General features: G+C 63.2%; 15 protein-coding genes. 8 read left to right on the top strand and 7 right to left on the bottom strand.

Annotated elements, in window-relative coordinates:
• Positions 1–20 precede the first annotated feature (20 nt).
• The 5 genes from CSQ95_RS14935 (at position 21) to CSQ95_RS14915 (ending at position 5,493) form a co-directional block, all read left to right on the top strand.
• Positions 21–1,073 carry a bifunctional UDP-4-keto-pentose/UDP-xylose synthase gene (locus tag CSQ95_RS14935; protein WP_070290550.1) on the top strand — a complete coding sequence of 351 codons (1,053 nt, stop codon included), beginning with the start codon at positions 21–23 and terminating at the stop codon, positions 1,071–1,073.
• Positions 1,073–2,032 (top strand): polysaccharide deacetylase family protein, encoded by a 960-nt coding sequence (locus tag CSQ95_RS14930; protein WP_099410067.1) that lies wholly within the window; start codon positions 1,073–1,075, stop codon positions 2,030–2,032. The genes CSQ95_RS14935 and CSQ95_RS14930 overlap by 1 nt, the downstream gene beginning before the upstream one ends.
• 75 nt (positions 2,033–2,107) lie before the next feature.
• Complete coding sequence (locus CSQ95_RS14925; protein ID WP_034750445.1) at positions 2,108–2,578, top strand: peroxiredoxin; 471 nt, start codon at positions 2,108–2,110, stop codon at positions 2,576–2,578.
• A gap of 289 nt (positions 2,579–2,867) precedes the next feature.
• Positions 2,868–4,679 carry a PhoH family protein gene (locus CSQ95_RS14920; RefSeq protein WP_099410066.1) on the top strand — a complete coding sequence of 604 codons (1,812 nt, stop codon included), beginning with the start codon at positions 2,868–2,870 and terminating at the stop codon, positions 4,677–4,679.
• Positions 4,680–4,818: 139 nt separating this feature from the next.
• On the top strand, positions 4,819–5,493 hold the full coding sequence (locus CSQ95_RS14915) for a site-2 protease family protein (RefSeq protein WP_099410065.1): 675 nt from the start codon (positions 4,819–4,821) through the stop codon (positions 5,491–5,493).
• 23 nt (positions 5,494–5,516) lie between these two features.
• On the opposite strand, the gene CSQ95_RS14910 is transcribed toward CSQ95_RS14915, so the two are convergent.
• Complete coding sequence (locus CSQ95_RS14910) at positions 5,517–6,884, bottom strand: NAD-dependent succinate-semialdehyde dehydrogenase (RefSeq protein WP_099410064.1); 1,368 nt, start codon at positions 6,882–6,884, stop codon at positions 5,517–5,519.
• Positions 6,885–6,935: 51 nt separating this feature from the next.
• On the opposite strand from CSQ95_RS14910, the gene yidD reads away from it, so the two are divergent.
• The 3 genes from yidD (at position 6,936) to CSQ95_RS14895 (ending at position 9,096) form a co-directional block, all read left to right on the top strand.
• The gene (gene yidD, locus CSQ95_RS14905; protein WP_099410063.1) at positions 6,936–7,616 is read left to right on the top strand and encodes a membrane protein insertion efficiency factor YidD; all 681 of its coding nucleotides are present in this window, start codon (positions 6,936–6,938) and stop codon (positions 7,614–7,616) included.
• A gap of 255 nt (positions 7,617–7,871) precedes the next feature.
• Positions 7,872–8,813 carry a bestrophin family protein gene (locus CSQ95_RS14900; RefSeq protein WP_070311131.1) on the top strand — a complete coding sequence of 314 codons (942 nt, stop codon included), beginning with the start codon at positions 7,872–7,874 and terminating at the stop codon, positions 8,811–8,813.
• An 82-nt stretch (positions 8,814–8,895) separates the two neighbouring features.
• On the top strand, positions 8,896–9,096 hold the full coding sequence (locus CSQ95_RS14895) for a heavy-metal-associated domain-containing protein (RefSeq protein WP_099410062.1): 201 nt from the start codon (positions 8,896–8,898) through the stop codon (positions 9,094–9,096).
• A 47-nt stretch (positions 9,097–9,143) separates the two neighbouring features.
• Here the strand turns inward: CSQ95_RS14895 and CSQ95_RS14890 are convergent, their stop codons facing one another.
• The 6 genes from CSQ95_RS14890 to CSQ95_RS14865 form a co-directional block, all read right to left on the bottom strand.
• Entirely contained in the window at positions 9,144–9,872 is a 729-nt protein-coding gene (locus CSQ95_RS14890; protein ID WP_180279060.1) for a glutathione S-transferase, read from the bottom strand.
• A gap of 21 nt (positions 9,873–9,893) precedes the next feature.
• The gene (gene cueR, locus CSQ95_RS14885; RefSeq protein ID WP_070311137.1) at positions 9,894–10,313 is read right to left on the bottom strand and encodes a Cu(I)-responsive transcriptional regulator; all 420 of its coding nucleotides are present in this window, start codon (positions 10,311–10,313) and stop codon (positions 9,894–9,896) included.
• A 1-nt stretch (position 10,314) separates the two neighbouring features.
• Positions 10,315–12,756, bottom strand: coding sequence for a heavy metal translocating P-type ATPase (locus CSQ95_RS14880; protein ID WP_099410060.1), 2,442 nt, complete (start codon positions 12,754–12,756; stop codon positions 10,315–10,317).
• A gap of 103 nt (positions 12,757–12,859) precedes the next feature.
• Entirely contained in the window at positions 12,860–13,579 is a 720-nt protein-coding gene (locus tag CSQ95_RS14875) for a FecR domain-containing protein (protein WP_257218055.1), read from the bottom strand.
• Between the two features lie 7 nt (positions 13,580–13,586).
• Positions 13,587–18,686 carry an S-layer family protein gene (locus tag CSQ95_RS14870; RefSeq protein WP_099410118.1) on the bottom strand — a complete coding sequence of 1,700 codons (5,100 nt, stop codon included), beginning with the start codon at positions 18,684–18,686 and terminating at the stop codon, positions 13,587–13,589.
• Positions 18,687–18,702: 16 nt separating this feature from the next.
• A complete protein-coding gene (locus tag CSQ95_RS14865; RefSeq protein ID WP_099410059.1) occupies positions 18,703–20,313 on the bottom strand; it encodes a ShlB/FhaC/HecB family hemolysin secretion/activation protein in 1,611 nt (536 codons plus the stop codon).
• Positions 20,314–20,376 lie beyond the last annotated feature (63 nt).

The raw sequence follows: 20,376 nt of genomic DNA, 5'->3' as shown, positions 1-20,376 counted from the left end.
ATCACTCAAGAGAATCTCATATGAAAAAAGTCCTCATCTTAGGCGTCAACGGTTTCATCGGCCACCACCTGTCCAAGCGCATCCTGGAAACCACCGACTGGCATGTCTACGGCATGGACATGAACACGGACCGCATCACGGAATTGCTGGAAGATGACAACTACAAGTCGCGCATGCACTTCTTCGAAGGCGACATCACGATCAACAAGGAATGGGTCGAGTACCACGTCAAAAAATGCGACGTGATCCTGCCGCTGGTGGCCATCGCCACGCCGTCGACCTACGTCAAGCAGCCGCTGCGCGTCTTCGAACTGGACTTCGAAGCCAACCTGCCTATCGTGCGCTCGGCCGCCAAGTACGGCAAGCACCTGGTCTTCCCGTCGACCTCGGAAGTGTATGGCATGTGCCATGACGAGGAATTCGATCCGGAAAACTCGGAACTGATCTGCGGCCCCATCAACAAGCCGCGCTGGATCTATTCGAACGCCAAGCAGCTGATGGACCGCGTGATCTGGGGCTACGGCATGGAAGGCTTGAACTTCACCCTGTTCCGTCCATTCAACTGGATCGGCGCGGGCCTGGACTCGATCCACACGCCGAAAGAAGGTTCCTCGCGCGTGGTGACGCAATTCTTCGGCCACATCGTGCGCGGCGAAAACATCTCGCTGGTCGACGGCGGCGCGCAGAAACGCGCGTTCACCTATATCGACGACGGCATCGATGCGCTGATCCGCATCATCGCCAACAAGAACGGCATCGCCAGCGGCAAGATCTACAACATTGGCAATCCGACCAATAACTATTCGATCCGCGACCTGGCCGGCATGATGCTGACCCTGGCCGCCGAATACCCGGAATACGCCGAAGGCGCGAAACACGTGAAAATCGTGGAAACGACCTCGGGCGCCTACTACGGCGCCGGCTACCAGGACGTGCAGAACCGCGTGCCGAAAATCACGAATACCTGCGAAGAGCTGGGCTGGGCGCCGACCACCACCATGGCCGATTCCCTGCGCAATATTTTCGACGCCTACCGCAGCCAGGTAGCCCAAGCCAAAGCCCTGATGGATTAATGTTGAGCAAGCCGTTCCTGACCCTCAAAATCGACGTCGATACCTATCGCGGCACCCGTGAAGGCATGGGCAATCTGGTGCGCATGCTGGCCGCGCACCAGGCCAAGGCCACCTTTCTGTTCTCGCTGGGCCCCGACCACACGGGCTGGGCCCTGCGGCGCGCCTTGCGGCCCGGCTTTTTCAGCAAGGTCTCGCGCACGTCGGTGGTCGAGCACTACGGCTTGAAAACATTGATGTACGGCACCTTGCTGCCGGGACCCGATATCGGCAAGCAGTGCGCGGCGCAATTGCGCGCCGTGCGCGATGCCGGTTTCGAGTGCGGCATCCACACCTGGGATCACACCCTGTGGCAAGACAATGTGGCCAAGCGCAACGCCGCCTGGACCATTAACATGATGCGCAAGGCCGCCAACCGCTACGAACAGGTGTTCGGCAGCAAGCCGCACACGCACGGCGCGGCCGGCTGGCAAATGAATGTCAGCGCCTTTGTCGAGCACGACACGGCCGGCTACCGCTTTGCCTCCGATGGCCGCGCCATGCTCGACGCGCGCGGCGCCATGGTGCATCCGGGCAATGGCCCGCACCGCGTGCGCAATGGCAACACCATCCTGCGCTGCGTGCAATTGCCCACCACCCTGCCCACCCTGGACGAATTGCTGGGCTGCGAAATCGACGGCAAGCTGATCACCACCGGCAATGTTGCCGCGCATATCCTGTCACTGACGGCGGACAACCCGCGCGATCACGTGTATACCTTGCATGCGGAACTTGAAGGACAGAAACTCGCCCCCATTTTCGAACAATTGCTGACTGGCTGGAAAGCCCAGGGGTACCAGTTTGCGGCGATGGGCGATTATTATGAAAAGATAAAAGATGCGGACTTGCCAATTTGCCCCATCACCTGGGATGAGTTGCCCGGGCGTTCGGGACGCCTGATTGTGCAGGGCAAAGCGGCCTGAATGCTGTATTGTTGCACCTGGATGCGTTGCCAGATTAAAAAACAGCGCTGATGATCACCGTTCAGGAGAGAACCTGTGGCTGATAGCCAATCCCTCGTTAGCATACCCGACTTTAGTGCCGCCATGACCAGCGGCAAGACCTTTCAGTTGCTGGGCCGCCCGGCCAAAGCCACGGTACTGTTTTTCTATCCGAAGGACAACACCCCTGGCTGCACCACTGAAAACATCGCCTTCCGTGACGCGTATCCGCAATTTGTCGCCGCCGGCGTGGAAATCTACGGCATCAGCCGCGATTCCCTGCGCTCGCACGAAAGCTTCAAAGCGAAGCTGGAACTGCCGTTCGAGCTCATTTCCGACCCGGACGAAGCCGTTTGCCTGCTGTTTAACGTCATGAAGATGAAACAGATGTACGGCAAGACCGTACGCGGCGTCGAGCGCAGTACGTTTGTGATTGACGCCCAGGGCCGATTGGTGAAAGAATGGAGAGGCGTGAAGGTCGCAACTCACGTGGAAGAAGTGCTGGAATTCGTAGCGCATCTGAATTGATCGTTCATTTTGATCCAATGCGCGTTGTCGGCTTCCAGCAAGCCTGGTTCAACCGCAGTTCAGTTCACGGTACCTATCGCCATTTTGAGTCAACGAAGCGCCTCCATCCACTCCGCCAGACGGGCCTGCAGCCCGCCGATGGCGTCCATGACCGGCCATGCTGCCGGCCTCCCGGCAGTTATTCGTCCTGTAGCATTGTTGTTCCCCCGCATCCACCCCATGAGAAGTGCCGCCAGAAGCTGGCTGCCCATGGGCGATTCATTCCAGAAATTTTTTGATTGAGATCCTGATGCCACTGCCAAAATTACCGAGCAAGCCAGCCACCATCCTGGCCACCCAAGATTACCCAACCGCAGGCGCAGCGCGCCCGGCCACCAAAACCCCGGCAGCCAAGAAAGTGGCTGCACCGATCATTGAAGCGGCGATCGCCGAAGTTGCCAAACCGGTCCGCAATGCGGCCACGAAGATCAAACAAGTGGCGGCCCTGATGGTCGCCAAGCCGGCGCCTGCGCCCGCACCGGTTGCGGCCGCGCCTGCCGCGGTTGCCGCGCCTGCGGCGAAAGCCAAGCCGGCGGCCAAAGGCAAGGTCACGCCGATCAAGCCCGTCAAGCAGGCAGAGCAGCCGCATCCGGCCAAGCACAAGCCTGTGGAAGTGCAGCTCAAGTCGTCCGCCAGCCGCGCCGCCGATCAGCGCGGCATCAGCAAGCTGTTCGTGCTCGACACGAACGTGCTGATGCACGATCCATCGTCGCTGTTCCGCTTCGAGGAACACGATGTGTACCTGCCGATGATGACCCTGGAAGAGCTGGACAACCACAAAAAGGGCATGACGGAAGTGGCCCGCAATGCGCGCCAGGTGTCGCGCACGCTCGATGCCCTGATCAGCAACACGGATGACGACGCCATCGAACACGGCATCCTGCTGTCCAAGCTGGGCAACAAGGACGCCAAGGGCCGTCTGTTCTTCCAGACACGTTTGCAAAGCGCCGACCTGCCGGCAGGCTTGCCAGTGGGCAAGGCCGACAACCAGATCCTGGCCGTCGTGCGTTCGCTCGAGTCGGAACAGGAAGGCCGCCCCGTCGTGCTGGTGTCGAAAGACATCAACATGCGCATCAAGGCGCGCGCCCTGGGCTTGCCGGCCGAAGATTACTTCAACGACCATGTGCTGGAAGACACGGACTTGCTGTACTCGGGCATCGTGCAATTGCCGGACGACTTCTGGAACAAGCACGGCAAGGACATGGAGTCGTGGCAGGAAAGCAAGAACGGCTACAGCTCCACCTTCTACCGCGTGACGGGCCCGTTCATTCCATCGCTGCTGGTCAACCAGTTCATCTACCTGGAACCGAAAAACGGCGAAACGCCGTTCTACGGCCAGGTGAAGCAGATCAACGGCAAGACGGCCGTGCTGCAAACCCTGCGCGACTTCAGCCACACGAAGAACAATGTGTGGGGCGTGACGGCGCGCAACCGCGAGCAGAACTTCGCGCTGAACCTGCTGATGAATCCGGAATGCGATTTCGTCACCCTGCTGGGTCAGGCCGGTACCGGCAAGACCCTGCTGGCCCTGGCCGCCGGCCTGGCGCAAGTGCTGGAAACCAAGCTCTACAATGAAATCATCGTCACCCGCGTGACGGTGCCCGTGGGCGAAGACATCGGTTTCCTGCCAGGCACGGAAGAAGAAAAGATGTCGCCATGGATGGGCGCCTTCGACGACAACCTGGAAGTGCTGAACAAGTCCGACTCGGATGGCGGCGAATGGGGCCGCGCGGCAACGCAAGACCTGATCCGTTCGCGCATCAAGATCAAGTCGCTCAACTTCATGCGCGGCCGCACGTTTGTGAACAAGTTCCTCATCATCGATGAAGCGCAAAACTTGACGCCAAAACAGGTCAAGACCCTGGTCACGCGCGCCGGTCCCGGCACGAAGATCCTGTGCTTGGGCAACATCGCCCAGATCGACACGCCGTACCTGACGGAAGGCTCGAGCGGCCTGACCTACGTGGTCGACCGCTTCAAGGGCTGGACGCACAGCGGCCACGTCACCCTGGCACGCGGCGAGCGTTCGCGCCTGGCCGACCACGCCAGCGAAGTGCTGTAAATTGTAGCGGGCGGCGTCAGCTGCCCCAGTCATGCAAAAGCCCCGGCTGCAGCGATGCAGACGGGGCTTTTTTCATGTGCGCGACTTTTTCCTGCGGCATGTTCTAATACCGCTCCTTTCTTCCTGGACAACCCGCCCCATGCCTCCCGCCCTGCAGTTGCTGCTCTGCTTCATCGTTTTCATGCTCATCCACATTTCCGTCATGGCGGCCTGCGCCAGGCTGTTCGGCATCACGGTGCGCAGCATCAGCTATGGCGTCGGTCCCACCCTGCTGACCTGGGGCAAAGTCCACCTCAAGCTGCTGCCGCTGGCCGGCAATGTGGTGCTGAAAGATACGCGTGAGGAAACCTTGTATGACGACGATCCCTGCCTTGACGCGTACAACTTCCAGCCGCTGTGGAAGCAGGCGCTGCTGCCATTGAGCGGCGTGGCCGTGCTGCTGGCCTTGTCACTGGGCATCATGGGAGCCTCGGGCTGGGAGCGCTTTATCGCCGCCTTCGGGCACATCGTCGCTGGCGCGCTGGCGCCGTTGTCGAGGGCGCAGGAATTGCTGGGTGCAGGGGAGCTATTTGCCCGTACGCATGGCTTTGCGCCGGTGTTCGCCCTGTTCTCGCTGAAACTGTGCGCCTTTAATCTGCTGCCGTTTGCCGGTCTGAATGGGGGCCAGGCGCTGCTGGCCATCGCGCGCGGCGGCAAGCCGTATGTGACGTGGGAAGAGACGGCAGCAAAATGGCTGTTGCTGCCGGGGCTGGCGATCTTGCTGGCGTGGGCAGCGGCGTTCGGCTGCTATGGCTGGCAGGCGCTGGGGGCGTAAGAAACGCCCCCAAGGTCGCCCGGTCAGCCGACCAGCACCAGCTTGCGGTTGACGAATTCCATGATACCCAGATCGGACAATTCGCGGCCGTAACCCGAATGTTTCACGCCGCCAAATGGCAGTTCAGGCGCCGTGACGGCGGGCGAGTTGATGAATACCATGCCAGTGTCGATGCGGCTGGCCAGGCGCTTGCCGCGCGCGACGTCTGCCGTGATGATGGTGCCACCGAGGCCAAAGGGCGAATCGTTGGCCAGGGCGATCGCCGCGTCGTCATCCTTGACGCGGAAAATCATGGCGACGGGGGCAAAGAATTCCTGGTAGTAGACGGGATTGCCAGGCGTCACTTCGGTGAGGATGGTCGGCGCCATGAAGTAGCCGGCACGCTCGATGCGTTTGCCGCCCAGCAGCACTTTCGCGCCGCCTTCCACGGCCTGGCCGACTTGCTTGACGGCCAGGTCCAGCGCCGATTTGCTCGACAGCGGCGCCAGGGTCGTGGCGGCATCCATCGGATCGCCTGGCTGCAGCTTGGCCAGTTCGGCCTGGAAGCGCTCGACAAAGGTATCGGCAATGCTGTCGAGCAAGATAAAGCGTTTCGAGCCGTCGCACACCTGGCCCGCATTCTGGATGCGGCCGATGACGGCCAGTTTGACGGCCAGGTCCATGTCGGCGTCATCCAGGACGATGAAGGCATCGCTGCCGCCCAGTTCCATCGTGGTTTTTTTCAGGGCCTTGCCGGCCGTGGCCGCCACGGAGGCGCCGGCGCGCTCGCTGCCCGTCAGCGCCACGCCCTGCACGCGCGGGTCGGCAATGGCGGTGGCCACTTGCTCGCTGGACAAGAATGCGTTGGTGTAGGCGCCTGCCGGCGCGCCCGCGTCAAGGAACAGTTTTTCAAAGGCCAGTGCGCACTGGGGCACGTTGGACGCGTGTTTCACTACCAGGGTATTGCCCGCCATCAAATTCGGACCGGCGACCCTGGCCAGCTGGTAATACGGGAAATTCCATGGCTCGACGCAGAAGATCACGCCCAGCGGCGCGATTTCCACGCTGGCTACGCCGCGCTTGACGTCTAGTTGTTTGGGAGCGAGAAATTGCTCAGCATTATCCGCGTAGTAGTCGAGGATTTTCACGCATAGCGACACTTCCTGCTGCGCTTCCTTGAACAGCTTGCCCATTTCCACGGTGATCAGTTTGGCGAAGGCATCGCCTTGTTCTTTCAGCAGCATGGCCGCTTTCTTGACGACTGCCTTGCGCTCGGCAAAGCTGCGCTGGCGCCAGTCGCTCTCGAAAGTAGTGGCTGCCTGGGCCAGTATATTGTCCATTTGCGCGTCGCTATGCGGCGTGAAGGTCTGCTCGATCTGTTCGCTGTAGGGATTCGTGGTCTGATAGCTCATCTGGTTTCCTTGGTCTTGGCACCCCGGGACTGCGTGGCGTAGCTGGGCAGTATGCTGGCGGACGCGCCGCGCGACAGTACGCACGCGAACATAGTGGACTATGGCCGCAGGCGTCATGGCGGCCACGGTACGCACCAGCCGATCTCCCTCTCTGTCACGTGCCGCCATGCATGCGGGCTTGCCGCTATTATTTTTTGCAGACCTGTCGTATGCTCGAGTCAGTGCCGCAAGGCAAACGGCAAAGGAAGCAATATTTTCACCTTCGACACCTGCGGCAAGCACCTGGCCCTGTGGGCGATCCGCGTCTACCAGCGCCATCTATCTCCCTGGAAAGGATTTCGCTGCGCCTACCGCGTGCTGACGGGGCGCGACAGCTGCTCCGCCTATGGCTACAAGGTCATCGCGCGTCACGGCTTGCGCGCGGGACTGGCGCTGCTGCAACGGCGCCTGCGCGCCTGCGGCGAACGCCATCGCCGATACCTGGCGCTGCATCCGCAGACGCGGCGCAGTGCGCGCCGCCAGGCGCAGGCGGGATTTTGCGACTGCGACGTGCCTCTGCTGGACTGCGCTTGCGACTGGGCCGACGTGGCCAGCCTGGCTGACTGCTCCCGGCCGGGCCGCGGCAAGAACACGACATGGTTCCGCAACGACTATACAGCCAGTGCCGCACTGAAACGGCAGCAGGAAGAACACCGCAAGAAGATCAGGCAGCGACAGGAATCGGATAGCTAAATTCACACAATAAATTACAAATGAAATATTCATTCATGAAATGAATAATACCCATTATCACTGTGAATTGGCTGGAAACGGATCGGCGGCCTATACTTAAACCGTCTCCCCTACACTGCTTCCCATGCACACCCTGCTCAGCCCGCATACATCGCGGGCTTTTTGTTCCCGGCCATTGCCACTGCATCTTTCCTCTTTTACCGATCACCGGGCCCGCCGTTCCCCGCCAGCCCAGCCCCCAGCAAGGAGCGCAGCATGATCGTGCGCGAGCGTCCTTCGGCGCTAAGGCTGTTCCTCGTGGTGCGCGGGTCCGTCCTGCCGCGCATCCGCACCACGCTCATCGTCAATACCCTGATCGCCACCCTCGTCACCTGGTGCCACGGTACCTTGTTCGACCACAAGGTGATCTTGACCACCATCCCGTTTACGCTGATCGGCTTGCCGCTGGCCATCTTCCTGGGCTTTCGCAATACGGCCGCCTATGACCGCTACTGGGAAGCGCGCAAGCTGTGGGGCGAACTGGTCTTGCGCAGCCGTAATTTCTCGCGCCAGTGCCAGACGATGATACGCGGCGACACGCCCGCCCACGCGAGGCTGGGCCTGGAAGATGTGCGCGTGCGCATGATTTACCGCACCATCGCCTTTTGCCACGCCCTGCGCCACCAGCTGCGCGACACGCGCGGGCCGGCCGACTTGCAGCCGCTGCTGCGCCCGGCCGAATGGGAAGCGGCTTGCCAGGCATCAAATCCATCGGACTACCTGATGCTGCAGATGGGCCACGACCTGGCCGACTGCGTCCGGCAAGGCCGCATCGACAGCATCCTCACCGCACAAATCGATAACACGGTCTCGGCCATGGTAGCGGCGGGCGCTTCGTGCGAACGCATCCGCAGCACGCCGATTCCGTTTTCGTATTCGCTGTTGCTGCACCGCACAGCCTATCTGTACTGCTTCCTGCTGCCGTTCGGCCTCGTCGACTCGCTCGGTTTCATGACGCCCTTCGTCGTCGCCATCGTTGCCTACACTTTCTTTGGCCTCGATGCCTTGGGCGACGAGATCGAGGAGCCGTTCGGCGAAGACGCCAACGACCTGCCGCTGTCGGCCATGTGCCGCGCCATCGAAATCAGCTTGCGTGAATCCGTGCAGGACGAGAACGTGCCGCCGCCCATGCAAGCGGACGATTTCCTGCTGAATTGATGCGCACGCCAGCTTCCCCTTGACCTTCCCACCGGGGCAAGGATTACAGTGAACGTACCTAATCATTCAAGGAGTGCTTGCCATGTATCAGTTACAGGTTGAAAACATGAGCTGCGGCCATTGCGTCGGCTCGGTCACGAAAGCGGTGCAGGCGATCGATCCTGCGGCACAGGTGCAGATCGACCTGGCCAGCAAGCGCGTCACGGTGGAATCGCCCGCCGAACTGGACGCCATCAGCGCCGCCATCGTGGAGGCGGGCTACCCCGTCACCAGCGCGCAGTAGCAACCACAGCAGCATCACGACAGCCGGCCTTTGCGCCGGCTGTTTTTTTATCCGTCCAGCTCGGGGTAGTGGCGGAAAATGCCTTCCTCATTGAACGCAATTCTGCGCTTCGACTTCAGGTAGCGGGCGATGTTCGGCCGCGCCGCCACCGTATCGTGCAGCTCGGACAGGAACGGATATTCGGGCGCCAGGCGCGCCATGGCTTGCGGAAACGCATAACGCAAGCCGGCCAGCATCTGGAACAGCGACAGGTCGCCATACGTGAGCTTTGCGCCCACCAGATACTGGCCCCGGCTGCGATTATTCAGCAGGACCTGGGTGAAATAATCGAGGAATTTCGGCAGCCGTGTTTCGCGGAAATCCGCGCTGCGCAGCATGGCCGCCTGTTTCTGCTCCTCATAATATTGATTCATCGACAGCGGATGGTGCGTGTCGTGCACTTCCGTCAGCCAGTCGGCCATGGTCAGTTGCAGCTGGTTCAGCCATAAACGGCCGCTTTCCGCGCGCGGTGCCAGGCCCAGGCGGCGGCCCAGATACAAGAGGATATTCGTCGTCTGGCCGATCAGCATGTCGCCGTCGCGCAGCACGGGCGGTGCGTAGGCGGCCTGTGGCGTAGCACCGCCATCGAGGCAGGCCAGCATGGCGGGAACGCCTTGCCCCTTGCGTTCAGGCAAACGGGCGATATCGCGGTAGTCGGCACCCGCCTCTTCCAGGGCCAGGCGGATGAATTCGCCGCGTCCCTGTATCGTGGGCCAGTAATACAGTTCATACGCCATACGCACCTCCTTTGATTTAACTCAATGGCAGCAAGCCTTCGCTTCCGTGTCGCTGGCCAGCCCCAGGCTTTGCAGGATGGGGCAATCGGGCTTGTCATCGCCATGGCACGACTGCGCCAGGTGGGCCAGCGTGTCGCGCATTTCCGTCAGTTCGGCGATGCGCTTGTTGAGTTCGGCGACGTGGGCCAGGGCGATGCCTTTCACGTCAGCGCTGGCGCGCTGGTCGTTTTGCCACAGCGACAGCAGCTCGCGGATCTGCTCCAGCGAAAAACCCAGCCCCCGCCCGCGCTTGATGAAGCGCAAGGCGTGCAAGTCGTTCGGCGTGTAGATGCGGTAACCGGCGTCGCTGCGCGCGCTGGGTTTTAACAATGAAATACTCTCGTAGTAGCGTATCATTTTTGCCGATACGCCCGTTTCACTGGCTGCCTGGCCGATATTCATCCTATGACTCCTTGGTATGCGCGCGACCTGAATGACTGCGGGCTTTCCAGCGGCGCAGCAACAGGGCATTGCTGATCACGCTGACGGAACTGAAGGCCATCGCCGCGCCCGCCACCATGGGGTTGAGCAAGCCGAAGGCGGCCAGCGGAATGCCGATCAGGTTGTAAATGAAGGCCCAGAACAGATTCTGCCGTATCTTGCTGTAGGTGCGGCGCGAGATATCGATGGCGTCCGCCACCAGGGCCGGATCGCCGCGCATCAGCGTGATGCCGGCCGCATGCATGGCCACGTCCGTGCCCGTCGACATGGCAATGCCCACGTCAGCAGCGGCCAGCGCGGGCGCATCGTTGATGCCGTCACCCACCATGGCCACTTTCGCGCCTTCGCCTTTCAGCGCGACAATTTTAGCGGTTTTATCGGCCGGCAGCATTTTCGCCGCCACCGTATCGATGCCCAGCAGCTTGCCGACGGCGTCGGCGCTGCCTTGGTTGTCCCCGGTCAACATCACCGTGCGGATGCCCAGGCTGTGCAGATGGGCAATGGCTGCCTGCGCATTCGGCTTGACCTGGTCGCTGAAGGCGAACAGGCCCAGCAATTGCGTACCCGAGGCCAGCCAGGAAATCGTATTGCCCGTGTTTTCCAGGGACAAGGCCCGGTCCGCCAGCGGCGCCATGTCCACCTGTAACTCCTGCATCAGCCGCGTGCTGCCCAGTTTCAGGTCCAGGCCGTCGACATGCGCCGCCAGGCCGCGGCCCGGCAAGGCCGACAGGCCCGTGGTCGGCAAGGGCTCGATGTGGCGCGCGCTGGCCGCATCCAGCACGGCCGTAGCCAGGCTGTGCTCGCTGCCACGCTGGATGCAGGCCGCCAGCTGCAGCAGCCGGGCATCGTCGATGCCGTGCGCATGCAGAGCCGCCAGGGCGGGCTTGCCGACAGTCAAGGTGCCCGTCTTGTCGAACACGACGGTATCGACGGCGTGCGCCACTTCCAGCGCTTCCGCATCCTTGATCAGGATGCCGTAACGGGCAGCCACGCCCGTGCCGGCCATGATGGCCGTCGGCGTGGCCAGGCCCAGCGCGCACGGGCAGGCGATGACCAGCACGGCCACGGCATTGATGATGGCGTTCTCCAGTTCGCCGGTGGCGAACCACCAGCCCAGCATGGTCAGCAGCGCCAGCAACAGCACCACGGGCACAAAGATGGCGCTGACCTTGTCGACCAGGTGCTGGATCGGCGCCTTGGCCGCCTGCGCATCTTCGACCAGGCGGATGATGCGCGACAAGGTCGTCTCGCCGCCCACGGCTTGCGTGCGCACCAGCAACAAGCCATCGGCATTGATGGCGCCGCCCGTCACCTTGTCGCCCGGATGCTTATCGACCGGCAAGCTTTCCCCGGTGATCAGCGATTCGTTGATCTGGCTGGCGCCTTCCACCACCACGCCATCGACGGCCACCCGTTCACCGGGGCGTATCACCACCAGGTCGCCCACTTTCACCTGTTCCACGGGCAAGTCGATCTCGACGCCGTCGCGGCGCACGCGGGCCGACTCCGGACGCAAGACTTGCAGCCCGCGGATGGCCGAAGCCGTCTGGCGCTTGGCGCGGCTTTCCAGCCATTTGCCCAGCAGCACGAGGCTGATGACGACGGCCGAGGCCTCGAAATACAGATGCGGCAGCATCTCGCCCGCCGTCAGCCATTGATAGACGGACAAGCCATACGCGGCGCTCGTGCCCAGGGCCACCAGCAAATCCATATTGCCGCTGCCGGCACGGGCCGCCTTCCAGCCCGCCTTGTAGAAACGCGCGCCAAAGTAAAACTGTACGGGCGTGGCCAGCACGAATTGCATCCAGCCGGGCAGCATCAGGTGGATGCCGGCCCACTCGAGCAGCATGGGCAGCATCAGGGGGAAGGCCAGCACGGCCGCGAACGCCACTTTCATGCCGTCGCGGTTGGGGGCCACTGCGGGCGCGCTGGTCTGGCTGGCGGCGGGCACCGTGGCGGCATAGCCGGCCTTGTCGATGGCGGCGATCAGAGTGGCGGCATCCGCGCCGCCCGTGACCTTGATGCGCGCGCTTTCCGTGGCCAGGTTGACGCTGGCGGCCAGCACGCCCGGCACTTTCAGCAGGGCTTTTTCTACCCGGCCCACGCAAGAGGCGCACGTCATGCCGGCGATGTTCAGATCGATCTCGCGCTGCGCCACCGTGTAGCCGGCCTTTTCCACGGCGGCTTGCAAGGCGGCCAGTGGAATCGGCGTGTCGGAGCTGATTTTGGCCACTTCGGTGGCCAGGTTGACGCTGGCCTGGGTTACGCCCGGCACGGCGGCCAGGGCCTTTTCCACGCGGCCCACGCACGAGGCGCAGCTCATGCCTTCGATGGCCAGCGCCTGCGCGTGCGCATGCGCAGTAGCGGGAGGGGAAGCGGCGGGAGCGAGTGCACTCTGGTTCATGACGGATCCTGTACGAAAGATTAACTGATATGTACAGGATCTGCTATCCCATGATGGGAAGGTCAAGCCCTATTTGTCATGTGTGCCGGGCTTGCTTGAAAACTTAGCGCACCACGCAGTCGACGGTGGCAGGCTTGCTGCCGCCTGCCGCGCTGCCCGAGCCCGGTGACGACGATGAAAAGACCGGCGGCGGCGTGAACGGGATGCCGGGGTTGACGGGCAAGGGGGCGGGCGGCTGCCTGAAGTTGGGCGTAAAACCAAATTGCCCGGCAGAAAAAATTTGCGACCCGGCAGGATTGGTCACATGAATCAGGCCATCGAGCACCTGCACATACAAGCCGGGCGGCAATACCACGGGCGCCGGTGCCTTGGGCAACACTGGCCCGCCAGATGCCGCTGGCGGCACATAGCTGGCAATGAAAGTCGTGCCGCGAATGCCGATGGTAGCGGCCGGCGTCTTCATCTCGAAGCGCTCCTTGTTGCGCTTGCCCAGCAGCCCCGTGACGGAACGCAAGCCCCCCTTGAGCAGGCTGAAGACGGCGTGGTCGCCATCGGGCTGCTCGGCCGTGTAGCTGAATTGCTCGATCACGAAACTGGTATTCGGTTTCAAGGTGATTTCGCTATTGTCGATCAGCTTGATCAAGGCATAGGTCTCCTTTTCCGTCAGCAAGGTGTCGCCCTGCTCGACTTCCGACTTGATGGCCAGTAATTTCACCTTGCCATCGGCCTTTTTCGCCATCAGCGGACCGCTCAATTGCATGACGGTGCCGGCCACCTGGCCGGCCCAGGCATGCGCGCCCACGCACATCAGGGCCAGCCACAAGAAGGCCTTAATTGCAGTACATTTTTTTAGCAAGTTCATTTTTTGTAGGTCCTGTTGAGTTACCTGCGGAGGCGGCAACATCCTTGTCGTCCGGCACCTTGTCAGCAGGCTTGGCCGGCAGTTTGGAAGCGAGCGGGACGTTGGAATAGTCGGCCTGCTTAATAATGCGCAAGGCGTCATTGATGGCCGCGCTCGTGGCGGCGTCGATCACGGGCTGTTCGACGGTCGTGACGGGCAGGAAGATGGCATCCGCCATGCTTACCGTGCCATTCGGCGCCTGCAAGCCGACGCTGGTGCGCTGGCGATTGATACGCACGCCCTGCGTGCCCGTGATGCTGCCCGTTTTCGCCAGCACGCTCATGCTGGCAGCGGCCGGCAAAGTGAAACTTGCCGTGTCCGCAAACAGCACATTGCCTTCCGCGCTGGCGGTAAAATTGCCGCCGCTGGCTACGCGGGAGTTGCCCTTGATACTGATGTCGCGTCCCGCCGCCAGGCTGATGTCGCGCGCCGCTACCAGTTGCGCGCCATCGCCCAGCAGTACGTCCGTGCTGGCATTGAGCGCGATGTCATTGCCCGCGATCCTGCCGTTGACGGTAACGGGGCTGTGCGCCGTCACGCTGACGTTGCCGCCATGCGCATCGATATTGCCAGCCGTGACGCCGCCCGTATTGTCGATGGCGATATTGCCCGCGCCAGTGGTCAGCGTTCCCAGCGCCAAGGCGCCCGGCGCCGAGGTATTATTCAGCGCAATGCCGCCCCCGGCGCTATTGCTGGCGCTAAAACTGCTGACCTGATTGCCCGCATTACTCAGCACGATGCCGTCGCGCGCCTGCGCGGTCAGGCTGCTGGCGAGCACCGCACCGTCCTGGCCGATGGCGCCGTTCAAGGCGCTCAGCTGCACATCGTTGGCCGCCAGGCTGGCGAAGCGCAAGTCGCCAGCCGCTTGCGTGATGGCCAGCTGGCCTGCCAGCCGGATGGCGCCGGCAGTCTGATTAAAGCTGTTGGCGACGAGCAAGTTGCCATTGCCGCTCAACACGCCGCCGCCTTGCACGTAACGATCCGCCGACAGGCTGCCGTTCAGCAACAGGCTGCCGCCGTTGACTTCCAGGCTGGCCAGCAGGGAACTATCCGGCGCCTTGTCACCGAGGGTCAGGCTGCCGCCCGTCAGCAATAAGCCCGCGGACGCCGTCAGGTTTTTCAGGATGGTGTTGCCGGCCGCCGCGCTGTAGGTCACGATGCCCTTGCTGTTGCTAAAGTCGACAGCCAGTACGTTCGCGCCTTCCGGCACCACGCCGCCGTCCCAGTTGGCCGCATCGCTCCACAAGCCGCTGCCGCTGCCTACCCAGGTCGACAATTGTTTTTGCGCAATCGTCGCCTGCGTCGTGCCGCCCGTCGAGGTCAGCAGGTAATTACCCGCATCGGCGCCGCCCAGGCTCAGGTTCGTCACGAATACCGTCTTGCCCGCGCCCGCATTCTTGTCGCTGAAGCTGGCCAGGGCCGACAGGTCCAGGCGGTCACCGGCAACCCGGTCATCGCCAAAACCCAGCGCGGCGCCCGTCGTGCCGTCATAGACCTTGTTGACGCCGTTAAATTGCACGTTGAGGGTGCGCGGCGTGATGGCGAAAGTCGTCGTGCCGCCCATGGTGATGTCGTACTTGGTCGACCACAGGCCCGTCGCTGCATAGCTGCCCACGTTGCGCGCGTTGCTGCCGTAGCCGAGGCTGCCATTCACGCCCGTGTCGCCGTCGATCAATCCCACATAGGCGATCGAACCGAGGAAGGCGGCAAGCTGGCCATCGTAGACCTTGCCCGTGGCATTGCCCGAGAGGTTCACTTGCAGCGGCTTGAGGAAAGCCTTCAGCATCGGCGTCGTGTAGCCTTCGTAAATGCGCCACACGCTGCTGAAATTGTAGTCGCTGAAGCTGCCCTGCTGCCGCATCTGCGCCGTGCTGCGGCCGCTGGAGCCGCCGCCACCGGTCTGCACCAGCGATGTTTCATAATTGAAAAAACCATAGCTGAACGGGGAACCGGCGGACACGCGGCCGGCCACCGCGCCCACGGACGCGTAGCCGTCGCCGCTCACGGCGCCGCTGCTGAAGACATGGCTGACGCTGCCCGTGCTTTCACCGACCAGCCCGCCCATGTTTTCCCAGGGTAAGATGGAATCGGCAATGCCGGCCCGGCCCACGGCGCCGCTGGCATACGCATCGTCGATGCTGCCGCCGTTCAAGCCCACCAGGCCGCCGATGCTGCGCGCGCCGCTGACATTGCCGGTGGCATAAGACTGGCTCAGCGCGCCCTGGTTGTTGCCGACCAGGCCGCCGATCATTTCGCGCGCGCCCGTCACCACGCCGGTGGCGTACGAAGTCGCGATGCTGGCGCCGGACGCATTCGATCCCGCCAGGCCGCCGATGGCGCCGCCGTTGTCGGCATTGACGCCGGTGACGGCGCCGCTGCTGGCCGACAGCGTGATGGCGCCGCCGTTGCTGCCCACCAGGCCGCCGACATTGCGCTGGCCGCTGACGGCGACGCTGCTGTTCACGCCGGATATAGTGCCGCTGACGACCTCGCCAGCCAGCGCGCCCACGTTCGCCCTGCCGGTGACGCTGCCGCCGCTCAGGGTCAGGTTGCGCAAGGTGCCGCCCTGCACGGTGCCAAACAGGCCTGCCGCCGGTCCTGGCACCAGGCTGCGGTCGATTTTCAAATTGCTGAGCGTAAATCCGCCGCCATCGAACACGCCGGAAAAACCGCTGCCGCTGCCGGCGATCGGCACAAAGCCCTGGCCATCGTTCCAGTTCGCCGTGCCGCTGGCGTCGATATTGCCGGCCAGGCGATAGCTGTTGCCCAGACCGAGGCTGGCGATGCCTTGCAAGCCATAGATATCGGCGAGCAGATAAGGTGTGGCGGCACCGTCGCCGCCGGCCACGCGCAGGAAACTGGCGCCGCTGCCGATGGTGAAGTTTCTGGCACTAAATCCTGGCAGGGCCGCCGCATTTTGCACCCAGGCACCGCCGTCGAGCACAAAGCTGCCGCCCACCGTCACGGCGCCCGTGGCCGTGATGGCTGAACCGGAATTGAGGTGCAGATCGCCGGTCCTGGCAAGCGCATCCGATATCCGCAAGCCGCCCGTGTTCGTGCCGTCGCCGATGGTCAGCGACGCGGCCGAGATGCCGGCCAGCTCAACCGCGTTCAAACTGAGGGCCGTACCCGATTTGGTGCCCAGGTCGATGCTGCGCGCACTGCTCAGGGGTTTGATGATGACATTTGCGCCGCCCGCCGTGCCGCCGACGTCGATGCCGCCGGCAACGGTGATATTGTCGGCCTGCAGGGTCACCGTCTGGCCGGCGATGCCGCTGCCAGCAAGCTGGCCGGCGCCGCCCGACAGATTGATGCCGCCCAGCGCGTCATTCGCGCGCAAGCTCAGATTGCCGTTGCCGACATGAACCGTGGCGGCGCCCTCGATGCTGGCGCCCGATAGCGAAATGTTGCCGCCGTTGCTGGTAATGGCCGCGTTCAGATTGACGTTCGATCCCGGGCCATAGTTGCCGCCGGTGCTAGCAGGGTCATTCGCCGACAGGGTCACATTGCCGCCGTTGGTGGTGATGGCGGCGTAGACATTGATGGTTTCGCCCGCCTGCGCCGTCAGGCTGACGCCGGAATTGAGCATGTTCACCGAACTGCTGAAATTGATGCGGTGCAGGGCTTGCAAGGTGACGTCGCTGGTGGCGCCGGAGATCGTATCGGCGCCGATGCTGGTGCTGCCGGTCGACGGCATGTCGCTGAACTGATCGACATTGGCGAGGTTGCCGCCCGGTCCCTGCACCACGTCGATATCATACGGATCGAGCAGCCAGTTGCCGCGCTTGCCGCGCGCCGCGCTGGTATTGACGCGGATGCCGTCGACGGCCAGGTAATGGCCGGACGTTTCCACGAAGCCGCCGTCGCCGCCTTGCGCGCCGCCGCGCGCGGAAATGCTGCCGTGCACCTGGGCCGATTCATTGCCCCAGGCGATGACCTTGCCGCCGTTGCCGCTGACAATCGCATCGGCATTGACGCTGGCATCCTTGCCGACGAGTACTTGCCGCGCATTGTGCACGGCCGCGTTCTTGCCCTGGTAATCACCGCCCAGCAAGACCGTGCCGCCGCCCGTCGCGCCGCGGGCGTCGACCTTTGCATTGCCCAGCAAACCCACTTGCTCGCCCAGCACTTGAATCTGGCCGCCCGTGCCGGCCGCGCCCGCGGCGCTGGTGACGCTGCCCGCTTCGAGCAGCGCCTTGCCGCTGGCCTTGAGCACGATCCTGCCGTTCTCGCCGACGACGGCGCTGTTGGCATTGAGCACGCCGCGCTGGCTGACCAGCGCGCCGGCCATGCCGATGCTGCCACCCTGGGCGATGATCTGGCCCAGGTTCAGCGCCTGGTCGGCCGGCGCAGACACCAGTACGCGCAATTGCGGATTGCCGGGGTCGGCCAGCTGCACGCTGCGCCCGGCCGCCAGGATCACTTCGCCATTGGGCGCCGTGATGATGCCCGTGTTTTCCACGTTCGGCGCGATCAGCAGCACTTGCCCGCCCTTGCCCGCGTTAATCATGCCCGCATTGCCGACGCCGCCGGCCACGCCGCCGGCCGTGAACTGGCGCTTGCCGGCCAGGAAATCCTCATTCGTCATGCCCAGGCTGGAGGCCACCAGCCCGTTCACGTCCACTTTCGCCCCCTGGCCGAAGACGATGCCGTTCGGGTTGATCAGGAAGACCTTGCCGTTCGATTCGAGCGCGCCCAGGATCTTGCTGGGGTCTTGTCCCGTAATGCGGTTCAGTACGGCGCTATTGCCGTTTTGCTGGATGAAGCGCGTGATTTCGCCCGCATGGATGGAAAAACTCTGCCAGTTGATGATGGTGTTGGGCGTGTTCGTGATCGAAAAGATGTTGCCCTGCTGGCTGAACGTGGCCTGTCCGTTGACCACCTGCGGCAAGGCGGGGTTGGCCTGCACGGCGCCGAAACAGCCGGCCAGCAGCAGCGCCAGCGCCGTGCGGCGCAGGGGCGGCGCAAGCGGCAATGAAAAGGCGGGCGTCAGGATGAAAGCGGTGGCGTGCTGGACGTGGTTGTGCATGGTGTTCATCCTGATGCTAGTAGGCCAAGGCGAGGCGGAAATGCAGGCGGTTGGCGCCCCGCAGTCCCGTGTCGCCGCCATTGACGACATGGGCGTAATCGAGTTGCAGATTGGCGTAGCGGCTCAGCAGCAAACGCAGGCCGAGGCCGCCGCTGCTGATGCCTTGCGACGCGCTTTCGCCGGGCAGCGCATGGTTGCGGCGCAGCCAGGCCGTGTCATAGAACGCCAGCGCGCGGCACTGGTAAGCGAGAGCCTGGCCGCACCAGTTCGGCGTGTACAGCTCCAGGTTCAGGTTGACGCCCGAATCGTTCGATACCTCGCGCTCGGCAAAGCCGCGCACGGACGCGGCGCCGCCGGCGCCGAACTGCTCGCCCGGCACCAGCGCGTCGGGCGTGATCTGCGCGTTGGCGAGCGCGCGCCATTGCCAGTCGCCGGCCAGCACGCGTGCCGCACTGGCGCTCAGGCGCACCGTGTTGTAGGCCGCCTTGGCGTGCGCGCGCACGCGGTCGAAATCAGCTTGCGCGCCGTGCTTGCCGCCAGGGATATTGTGCGCGAAGGTGACCGCCACGCTGGTCTCGCCCGTGGGCAAGGTCCAGTTGCCGATGTAGCTGACGCTGAGCGGATGCACGGTGACGTCGGCGCCCAGTTCCATGCCGAACAGCTGTACGCTGTTGCGGTAAGCCTTGTAGTCGATGCCGTACACGAGCTTGGGTTCGAAATCGCCGCTGCGGGCAAAGTTCTGGTTGTAGCGGATGCCGGCCATGCTGCCCTGGCCGCTGACGGCCAGGTCGAAAATGCCGGCCGAGACGCTGCCCGAATCGACGTTCGAATAGCTGGCAAAAAAATCCATCGAGTCGCCCAGCGCATACAGCGGCAAGTGGTAGCCGGCGCCATACACGCCCACCTTGTCCGGCTTTTCCAGGCTGCTCGTGTATTGCAGGCTGGCGACATGATCGAGGCCGAACAGATTCGCATGCTGCAGCACCACACCCACGTGCGTCTTGCCCGTTTGTGCATTGCCCGTATTGTCCACGTTGAGCATGGCTTTCCAGGGCTTTTCATCGGCCACCGTGACGATGGCGTCGATGGCGCCCGCCGGTTCATCGGCTTGCAGGCGCACTTCGATCTTGCGCGCCGGGTTTTCATTGGCCAGCCTCAGGCTTTGCGACAGCGCCGGCAAGTTCGGCGTCTCGCCTTCGCGAAGAGACGGCAAGGCGCGCCGCACGTTGGCCTCGTCCACATGCGTATTGCCGCCGATGGCAAGCTTGCCCAGCGGCGTTTGCAGCACGCTCAGGCGCACCACGCCGCGCTCCAGTTCCTGCTCGGGCAATTGTACCTGCACGGCGCTGTAACCGCGCTCGCGGTAAGCCCCCTCCAGTGCCTCGACGGCGCGCGCGATGTCGGAAAAATCGCGCTGCGCTCCCGTGTAGGGCGCCAGCAGGGCCTGCACTTGCGCGGACGTGAGCAGGGTATTGCCCTGGACGTCGAAGCGGCGGATCTCGAAGCGCGGCACGCCGTCGCCCTGCGTGGCAGGCGCGGCGTCATCCATGGAAACAGCGGCGCCGGCGGCGCCGACGGCGAACAGCAGCGCGGAACCCGCAAGCAGGTGCACCAAACGATATGTCATGTGAAGGATTTCTTGTGTAACCGGACAAGCGCGCGGCCCGCAGGCGCCAGCATGTCCGGCAAT

The organism is Janthinobacterium sp. BJB304, assembly GCF_002735765.1.
Lineage (GTDB): Bacteria > Pseudomonadota > Gammaproteobacteria > Burkholderiales > Burkholderiaceae_D > Janthinobacterium.
Note: the sequence above shows the minus strand (reverse complement) of the source record. Positions and strands in the feature narration are given on the sequence as shown.